General features: G+C 71.6%; 10 protein-coding genes and 1 pseudogene. 3 read left to right on the forward strand and 8 right to left on the reverse strand.

What is annotated here, in order from left to right:
- Positions 1-15 precede the first annotated feature (15 nt).
- Genes ACE3Q8_RS14855 through ACE3Q8_RS14870 form a run of 4 tightly spaced genes read right to left on the reverse strand, consistent with a single transcriptional unit; the run spans position 16 to position 3651 of the window.
- Positions 16-1152 carry an ABC transporter permease gene (locus ACE3Q8_RS14855; protein WP_374471061.1) on the reverse strand — a complete coding sequence of 379 codons (1137 nt, stop codon included), beginning with the start codon at positions 1150-1152 and terminating at the stop codon, positions 16-18.
- The gene (locus tag ACE3Q8_RS14860; protein WP_374471062.1) at positions 1149-2066 is read right to left on the reverse strand and encodes an ABC transporter ATP-binding protein; all 918 of its coding nucleotides are present in this window, start codon (positions 2064-2066) and stop codon (positions 1149-1151) included. Before ACE3Q8_RS14860 ends, ACE3Q8_RS14855 begins: the two co-directional genes overlap by 4 nt.
- On the reverse strand, positions 2063-3028 hold the full coding sequence (locus tag ACE3Q8_RS14865) for an HlyD family secretion protein (protein WP_374471063.1): 966 nt from the start codon (positions 3026-3028) through the stop codon (positions 2063-2065). The genes ACE3Q8_RS14860 and ACE3Q8_RS14865 overlap by 4 nt, the downstream gene beginning before the upstream one ends.
- Complete coding sequence (locus ACE3Q8_RS14870; RefSeq protein WP_374471064.1) at positions 3025-3651, reverse strand: TetR/AcrR family transcriptional regulator; 627 nt, start codon at positions 3649-3651, stop codon at positions 3025-3027. The genes ACE3Q8_RS14865 and ACE3Q8_RS14870 overlap by 4 nt, the downstream gene beginning before the upstream one ends.
- 267 nt (positions 3652-3918) lie before the next feature.
- On the opposite strand from ACE3Q8_RS14870, the gene ACE3Q8_RS14875 reads away from it, so the two are divergent.
- Complete coding sequence (locus ACE3Q8_RS14875; protein WP_374471065.1) at positions 3919-4620, forward strand: M23 family metallopeptidase; 702 nt, start codon at positions 3919-3921, stop codon at positions 4618-4620.
- A gap of 46 nt (positions 4621-4666) precedes the next feature.
- Here the strand turns inward: ACE3Q8_RS14875 and ACE3Q8_RS14880 are convergent, their stop codons facing one another.
- A complete protein-coding gene (locus tag ACE3Q8_RS14880) occupies positions 4667-4930 on the reverse strand; it encodes a hypothetical protein (protein ID WP_374471066.1) in 264 nt (87 codons plus the stop codon).
- 265 nt (positions 4931-5195) lie between these two features.
- Between ACE3Q8_RS14880 and ACE3Q8_RS14885 the strand changes: the two genes are divergently transcribed.
- Entirely contained in the window at positions 5196-5597 is a 402-nt protein-coding gene (locus tag ACE3Q8_RS14885; RefSeq protein ID WP_374471067.1) for a GFA family protein, read from the forward strand.
- Positions 5598-5742: 145 nt separating this feature from the next.
- On the opposite strand, the gene rpiB is transcribed toward ACE3Q8_RS14885, so the two are convergent.
- Positions 5743-6213, reverse strand: coding sequence for a ribose 5-phosphate isomerase B (rpiB, locus tag ACE3Q8_RS14890; protein ID WP_374471068.1), 471 nt, complete (start codon positions 6211-6213; stop codon positions 5743-5745).
- A gap of 139 nt (positions 6214-6352) precedes the next feature.
- On the opposite strand from rpiB, the gene rpmB reads away from it, so the two are divergent.
- A complete protein-coding gene (rpmB, locus tag ACE3Q8_RS14895; protein ID WP_374471069.1) occupies positions 6353-6652 on the forward strand; it encodes a 50S ribosomal protein L28 in 300 nt (99 codons plus the stop codon).
- A gap of 75 nt (positions 6653-6727) precedes the next feature.
- Here the strand turns inward: rpmB and ACE3Q8_RS14900 are convergent, their stop codons facing one another.
- Positions 6728-7708, reverse strand: a complete 981-nt coding sequence (locus tag ACE3Q8_RS14900) for an esterase-like activity of phytase family protein (RefSeq protein WP_374471070.1) — start codon at positions 7706-7708, stop codon at positions 6728-6730.
- A pseudogene (locus ACE3Q8_RS14905) lies at positions 7705-8204 on the reverse strand (cobaltochelatase subunit CobT); the annotation flags it as partial. The pseudogene ACE3Q8_RS14905 and the gene ACE3Q8_RS14900, both read right to left, overlap by 4 nt.

An 8204-nucleotide genomic window follows, 5' to 3' on the forward strand; every position in this document is an offset into this window, starting at 1 on the left:
CGGAAGGCGCGTTCCCTAGTCCAGCGTGCGGCGGTAGCGGGCCATGGCGAGGGCGGTGACGATGCAGACGAAGGCGGTGAGCGCCGCGAGCTCGCGCCACATGTCGCCGAAGCCCTGCCCCTTCAGCAGGGTGCCGCGGACCACGCGCAGGAAGTGGGTGACGGGGATCGCCTCGCCGACCGCCTGGGCCCAGGCCGGCATGCCGCGGAAAGGGAACATGAAGCCGGACAGCAGGATCGAGGGCAGGATGTAGAAGACGCTCATCTGCATCGCCTGGAGCTGCGAGCGGGCGGCGGTGGAGATCAGGAAGCCGAGCGCCAGCGAGCCCACGATGAACAGGGCGACGCCGATCGAGAGCCCCGCCCAGCCGCCCTGGAACGGCACGCCGAACAGCAGGCGGGCGAGCGTCAGGATGAGGGTGGTCTGGACGACGCCGATCAGCACATAGGGCGCGAGCTTGCCGACCATCACCTCAAGCGGTTCGACGGGAGTGGCGAGCAGGCTCTCCATGGTGCCGCGCTCGGTCTCGCGGGTGACGGACAGCGCGGTCATCATCACCAGCGTCATGGACAGGATCACGCCCAAGAGCCCCGGCACGATGTTGTAGGCCGTGACGGCCTCTGGATTGTAGCGGCGGTGCACGACGACCTCGAAGGGCGGGAGCGCCTGGGCACGGGCGGCGAGGCCGCCCTTGAGGTCGTGGGCCAGCGCTTGCTGTGGGAGGGCGGCCAGCGCGGCCACCGCGCCGCCGGTGGCCGAGGGGTCGGTGGCGTCGGCCTCCACCAGCACCTGGGCGCGGTCCCCGCGCGCCACGCGGCGCGTGAAGTCGCCGGGCACGATCACCGCGAACTGCACGTCGCCGCGGCGGATCATGTCGTCGAGCTCGGCTGTCGAGCGGGCCTGGGCCTTGAGGTCGAAGAAGGCGCTGCGCTGGAGCGCGCCCACCAGCGAACGGGCGAACACCGAATCCTCGTGCACCAGCACCGCCGTCGGCAGGTGGCGCGGCTCGGCGTTGATGGCGTAGCCGAACAGCAGGAGTTGGATCACCGGGATCGCCAGCATCATGGCGTAGGTGAGCCGGTCGCGGGTGAGCTGCTTGAACTCCTTGATCATCACCGCTGCGACACGCGTCGCGGAGAAGCCGGCGCTCATCGGAAGTTGTCCTGCGAGCGACCCATGAGCTGGATGAACACGTCCTCCAGCGTAGGCTCGACCTCGGACCAACGGAACGGCGGCCGTCGCCACGGGGCGAGGGCGGCCTCCAGCGCCGCGCGGTCCGTGCCGCTCACGTGCAGGGCGGCGCCGAACGGGGCGGCGGTCTCGACCCCGGGCAGGCCGGCGATCTCGCCCGAGAGTCGGTCGACGCCGGGCCCCTCGCCGCGCAGGGTGACAAGCCTGGAGCCCTTCACCACCTCCTCGGCCGTGCCCCGGGCGATCAATCGGCCATAGCTGATGTAGGCGATCTCGTGGCAGCGCTCGGCCTCGTCCATGTAGTGGGTGGAGACCAGGACGGTCAGGCCCTCGGCAGACAGCGCGTGGATCTCGTCCCAGAAGGTGCGCCGGGCCTTCGGATCGACCCCGGCGGTGGGCTCGTCGAGCAGCAGGAGGCGGGGCTCGTGCAGGGTGGCGGACGCCAGCGCCAGCCGCTGCTTCCAGCCGCCGGAGAGCGTGCCGGCGAGCTGGCCGCGCCGTTCCTTCAGGCCCAGGCGCTCGATGGCGCGGTCGACGCGCTCGCGCCGGCGATCCAGCTCGTGGACGCGGGCGGCGAACTCAAGGTTCTCGGCGATGGTCAGGTCCTCGTAGAGCGAGAACCGCTGGGTCATGTAGCCGGTGCGCCGCTTGATCTCGCCGGCCTCGCGGATGATGTCGAAGCCGAGCGCCGTGCCTTCGCCGCTGTCGGGGGTAAGCAGGCCGCAGAGCATCCGGAGCGTGGTGGTCTTGCCCGAGCCATTGGGCCCGAGGAAGCCGCAGATCCGACCTTCCTCCACGGCCATGTCCACGTCCTGCACGACGTGCTTGTCGCCGAAGCTCTTGTTCAGCCCGCGCACGTCGATGGCGAGCGTCATCTCAGCGGCTCCACGTCCACGGGCTGGCCAGGGTTGAGCTGCGCGGAAGGGTGGGCCTCGACGAGGTAGACGAGCCGGTCGCGAGCGTCCTTCGAGTAGATCACTGGCGGGGTGAACTCGGGCCTCGGGCTCACGTACACGATGCGGGCGGTGAGACCCCTGGCGCAGCCGTCGCAGCCGAAGCGGACGACCGCGCCCGGTCGATAGGCGGCCAGGTTCCGCTCTGGCACGAAGAAGCGCAGCTTGATCCTGTCGTGCGGCAGCAGCGAGACGATCGGCTGGTTCGCCCCCGCCCACTCGCCCTGCTGGAAGAACACCTCCTCCACGCGAGCCGCGGAGGGGGCCACAGGCGAGGTGTCGGCGAGCCGGGCCTCCGCGCCCGCCAACGCCGCGCGGGCCTGGGCGACCCGGCTGTCGGCGGCGCGTATCAGGTCGTCCCGGGCGCCCAATGTCGCGGCCTCGCGCTGGCGCCGCGAGGCCGCGAGCTGAGCCTCAGCGGCCTGGGCGGCGGCGCGGGCGTCGTCCATCCGGGCCGGGGCGTAGATACCGCGCCGGACCAGGGGCTCGATGCGGCGCAGGTCGGCGCGGGCGTCGCGGGCGCGCGCCTCGGCGGCGGCGATGTTGGCCTCGTAGACGGCCAGCTCGGTCGGCCTGAGGCCCTTGCGGGCGTCGGCGGCCTGGGCCTCGGCAGCGGCCATCTCGGCGCGGGCCTGATCGCGTTGGGCGGCGGGCTGGGCCGGATCGACCACGAACAGGCGCTGGCCGGCGGTGACCTCCTGGCCGCGGACGACGGACATCTGCGCCACGCGGCCGGAGACCGGGGCGGCGAGGTAGAGCGGCTCGCCCTCAACATAGCCGGTCAGGGTCTCGTGCGCCGCGATCCGGGGCAGGACGACCAGCAGGGCGACGATGGCCAGGCCCGCGAGGGCGAGGGCGGCGACGAGCGTCCGCTGCGGGCTCATGGCGCAATCCCCCTAAGGTAGGTCTCCACGTGCTGATCGATGAGGCGCGGGATGTCGAAACCGGGCGCGCCCACTGGCACGAAGGTCTCGCGCCAGATCACGGCGATCAGCAGGGGGGCGATGAGCTGCAGGGCGTAGGCGCGCGGGTCGCCCGCTCGGACCTCGCCGCGGCCTTGGGCTTGTTCCACGGAGGCGGCGAAGGCGCCGAGCATGTGGGCCACCAGCTCGTCGTGCCAGATCCGGGCGAGCTCGGGGAAGTTGCGCGCTTCGCCGATGACCATCTTGGCCACCCCGCCGATGGCGGTGGTCTGGATGAGACCGCCGACCACGCCGGCCAGGGTGCGCACGAGATCCGGGAACGGGCCAGGATGGGCGGCCAGCATGGCTCGGGCCGATTGCATGTTGGGCGCGATGGCCTGCTCGACCACCGCCCGGAAGATGTCCTCCTTGGTGTCGAAGTAGAGATAGAGCCCGCCCTTGGAGACCCGGGCCCGGGCGGCGATGTCGTCGAGCCTGGCGGCGGCGAAGCCCTTCTCGGCGAACACATGCATGGCCGCCTGCACGATCTCGGCAGGACGCTCCGCCTTGCGGCGTCGGAACTTGGGCTCGCCGGGCGGCAGCATGCGGGCTCCTGATAACTGACTGGTCAGTCATATACTCCGCTTGGGCACAGCTTGGCAAGACGCCGGTATGCGGGTGGCGGCGTGTCGCATCGCAAGCCGTTGAAAAGCGCCCATATTCCGCCCGGATGCTCCGGTAGCGATCGGAGCGTCCCCAAGCGGACCCGCGGCGCAGGCCGCCGCGATGAAGACCAGAAAGCATCACGCGAGCCACGAAACCGGCGTTCCGTCCGGTGCGGCCGCATCGTTCGAGAGAGAAGGGCGGACCACATGCTGCGCATGCGCTTGCGCGCCGCGGAGACGGCGAAGGAACGGCTGGCCCAGGCCGTGGCGGTTGCGGCGGTGCTGGCCGGCACGGCGGCGCTGGCCATGCCCATGGCGCGCGACGCCGGGGTGCGGGTGACCAAGGCCTCGGTGGGCGCGGTCCAGCAGATCGACCTGCGCCAGTCGCTGTTCCCCGCCGTCCAGCCCACGCGGCTGGTGTGGGACGGTCAGGATGTGGACGGCGACGGGCAGGCCGACTTCGCCAACCCGACCGGGCAGGCGCCGCGCACCCACGACGCCTATGGCTATGGCGAGTTCGGCGCCTCGCGCGACGGCGGCTCGCGCCGCCACGAGGGCGTCGACTTCATGGCCGACGCCGGTCAGACGGTGGTGGCGCCGCTCTCCGGCTACGTGACCAAGATCGGCTACGCCTATGCTGGCGACCACGACCTGAAGTTCGTGGAGATCACCAACCCGGCGCTGCGTTTTGCGGCGCGGGTGTTCTATGTGAACCCGAGCGTGGAGGTCGGCGAGACCGTCGCCGTCGGGCGCCCGATCGGCGCGGCCCACAGCCTGCAGCAGAAGTACCCGGGCGGCATGACCGACCACGTGCACCTGGAGGTCCTGGAGAAGGGCCGGCGCATCGACGCCAGCGAGGTGCTGGTCGCTCGCTACGAGCCGGCGGCCGATAGCCTGGCCGCCGACTGAGGCGCCGAGGGGGCGGGGCCGACGCCGTCGGCCCGCCCCTGATCGATCAGTGGTCCTTATCGACCTGACGGTGCATGGCGTCCGACTGGCCGTCAGCGGCGTTCTCGACCGCATCCGCCTGGCGGTTCAGGGCGGTCTCCTGCGCCTCGTTGTCGGTGGCCGCGGCCTGCCGCTCCAACGCGTCGGCCTGGCGTTCGCCGGCCGCGTCCACGGCGTCGGCCCGTTCGTGAGCGGCGTCCTCGGCCGGGCCGCTGCAGGCGGCGAGCGAGGCGGCGGCGGCGAGGGCGATGGCGGAAACGATGGCGCGCATGGGATCTCCTGAGTGGCGTTTCCGACTGCAACGCTTTGGCCGAAGAAAGGTCCCACGAACTCGGCCGCGGGCCCGGACCGCCGGAGATGAAGGCGACGCGGGAACTTGAGGAACGGGCGCAAAACGAATCAGGACCGAATCGCTGACTCCCCAGGATTCGATCTTTGTTCCCTACTAGCTATTGTAGTCGAGTCGCAGCGAGCCACAACGAGGGTGGCGGGCCGGTGCGGCGGCATGCTCGGACGGAACGGGCGCGGGAGATGTCATGCTGGAAGGGTCTTGTCACTGCGGGGCGGCGGGCTGGAGCCTGAGTGGCGATCCCGGGTCGATCACCGCCTGCAACTGCACGCTCTGCCGCCGCTACGGGGCGCTGTGGGCCTACGACTACGAGGGCGAGCGGATCGCGATCCGCGGCGCGCCGGCGGCCTATCGGCGGCCGGGCAAGGCCGACCCGGCGCTGGAGATGCTGTTCTGTCCCGCCTGCGCCTGCGTGCTGAGCTGGCGCGGGCTGCGGCTGGAGGCCGACGGGCGGCGGCGGATGGCGGTCAACCTGCGGCTCGCGCCGCCCGACGCGGTGGCCGACCTGCCCATCGATCATTTCGACGGCCTGGACACGTTCGAGGACCTGCCGCCGAGCGGCCGTTGCGTGCGCGACCTATGGGCCTAGGCGTGCTGCGGCCCCTCGCCCTCCTGGCCGGGCTGGCGATGGCCGGTTGCCAGACGCAGACGCCGGTCGGCCACGTTGCAGCGCGAGGCGCACGGCTCATCCGCCGATCCAAGCCGGGGCAGACCCGCGTCCTGGCGGCCTACCACTAGGCCGGACCAGGCGACGCCTCGTCCTCCGCCGGCTCGATCATCGCCACCCGAGCCGCGTGGCGACCGCCGTCGAAGGCGGCGGCGAGGAAGGCGTCGACGACGTCGAGCGCCAGGCCCGCGCCGACCACGCGGGCGCCGAGGGCCAGCATGTTGGCGTCGTTGTGCTGGCGGATCATCCGGGCCGAGAAGGTGTCGGCGCAGACGCCGCAGCGGATCCCCGCGACCTTGTTGGCCGCCATCATGATCCCCTGGCCTGTGCCGCACAGGACGACGCCGAAGCGGCAGTCGCCGGACGCCACCAGGCGGGCCGCGGCGCGGCCATGCTCCGGGTAGGCCGTGCTCTCGGGGGCGGTCGGCCCGATGTCGACCGGCTCCCAGCCTCGGGCCGCCAGATGGGCGGCGATCGCCTGGCGGAGCGGAATGGCGGTATGGTCGCTGGTGAGGACGATCCGGCGGTCGGCGTTCATGGGGGCGTCGTTCCGTCTGCTGGCGGCGATTTGGCGGCCCCGGCGGGTTGACGGGAAAGGCCTGGTTCCTCTATATCGCCCGCTCCTCGCGCGGACGGTTCGTCCGCCGATCCCATTTCCACGCGAAGGTCACCTCGCTATGTCGCGTCGCTGCGAACTCACCGGTGTCGGCCCGATGGTCGGCCACAATGTGAGCCACTCGAACATCAAGACCAAGCGCCGCTTCCTGCCGGCGCTCCAGCCGGTCACGCTCCAGTCGGAAGCGCTCGGTCAGTCCTTCAAGCTGCGCGTCCGCAACGCGGCGCTGCGCACGCTGGACTTCAAGGGCGGCCTCGACGCCTTCCTGCTGAAGGCCCGCGACGAGGACCTGTCCACCCGCGCCCTGAAAATCAAGCGCCAGGTGAAGGCCAAGCTCGCCGAGCAGGCCCCGGCCGCCTAAGCGCGACTCCAGAGTGTCGTTCCGAAGGGGCCGCCCGCGAGGGCGGCCCTTTTATTTTGGGCGCTCCGACCGGCGTCAGGGCCGCCAGTCGAAGGCGAGCAGCAGGGTGCGCTGGTCGGTGGGCGCGCCGGCGAAGTGGCCGAAGTTGTCGTCCGAGATCAGGTAGAATCGGATGCGGCCGCCGGGCCCCGGGACCGCGGCCAGACCCTCGAAGTTATCGACCGTGAGCGGCCGGGCCATTTCCATGCCGTCGATCCGTCGACCCTGGCGGTCGAGGATCTTCAGCTTGATGCTGTTGCCGCGGAGCGGCGAGAAGCCGCGCAAAAGGACGGCCATGCGCCCGTCGGGCAGCATGTCGAGGCTGGTGAGCTCCAGGCCCTCGAGATCGATGTGGAAGCTGGGCGTGCAGCCCGTGGCCAGCCGGCAGAGGAAGCTCTGCCCCGAGCCCTCCATGGCCGTGCGGTAGGCGTCCGGCCCGGACATGGGGTCGGCCGCGAGGCCCTCCATGCCCTTGTTGAACGTGTAGGCGATCTGCGGTTGCGGCGCCGGCCGCGGCGGCCCCCCGTCGCGCGGGAAGCGCAGGACGCGGTCGTTCTGCTCGAAGCTGACCAGCAGGTCGCCGCTCGCGAGCTCGGCGACGCCTTCCGAGTCGAATTCGCGCTGCCCGCCTGCGTAGAGATCGGCGCCGGTGGCGTCCTTCAGCGCGGCGAGGTGGGCGTCCGCGACGCCGATCAGCCGGCCGGAGCCGTCCAGCACCACGCGCGCCCGCAGCAGGTCGGACTGGTCGCTGGCCGAGACCAGCCGGCCGTCCGTGCGCACCTTGATGTCGGAGAGGCCGTGCAGGCGCGCCGTCTGCTGGGACGTGAGGTGCAGACCGCCGGCGTAGACGAAGCGGCCAATCGCCTGGCGCGACGGATCCGTCGGATCGAGCGGCACGGCGGCGGCGTCCACGGCGATCGTCGCGGCATAGGGCAGGGGGGCGGGCGGTAGCGTCGGGCTCGGGCTGACGCAGCCCGCGAGGGCGAGCGCGCCGAGCGGCCCTGCCAGGCGCCTCACGCCACGGATCTCCGGACTTCCTTGAAGGTGGAGCGGCGGGCGGGGCCGGATGGGCCTTGGGTGTTCGGCGGCGGCTGCAGCAGGCCGGCGCTGCGGCGGGTCAGCCGGCGGGGCTCCTCGTCGAACAGCTCGGCGAGCTGGTCGGTGATGGCGCCGGCGAGCTGCTCCACGTCGACGATGGTGACCGCGCGGCGGTAGTAGCGGGTCACGTCGTGGCCGATGCCGATGGCGATGAGCTGGACAGGGCTCTTGCTCTCGATCTCGGCGATCACCTCGCGCAGGTGGCGCTCCAGGTAGTGGCCGGAGTTCACGCTGAGCGTCGAGTCGTCCACCGGCGCGCCGTCGGAGATGACCATCAGGATGCGCCGCTGCTCGGGCCGGCCGATCAGGCGTTGGTGCGCCCACATCAGGGCCTCGCCGTCGATGTTCTCCTTGAGCAGCCCCTCGCGCATCATCAGGCCGAGGTTGCGCCGGGCGCGGCGCCAGGGGGCGTCGG

Source organism: Phenylobacterium sp., from assembly GCF_041913825.1.
GTDB lineage: Bacteria > Pseudomonadota > Alphaproteobacteria > Caulobacterales > Caulobacteraceae > Phenylobacterium.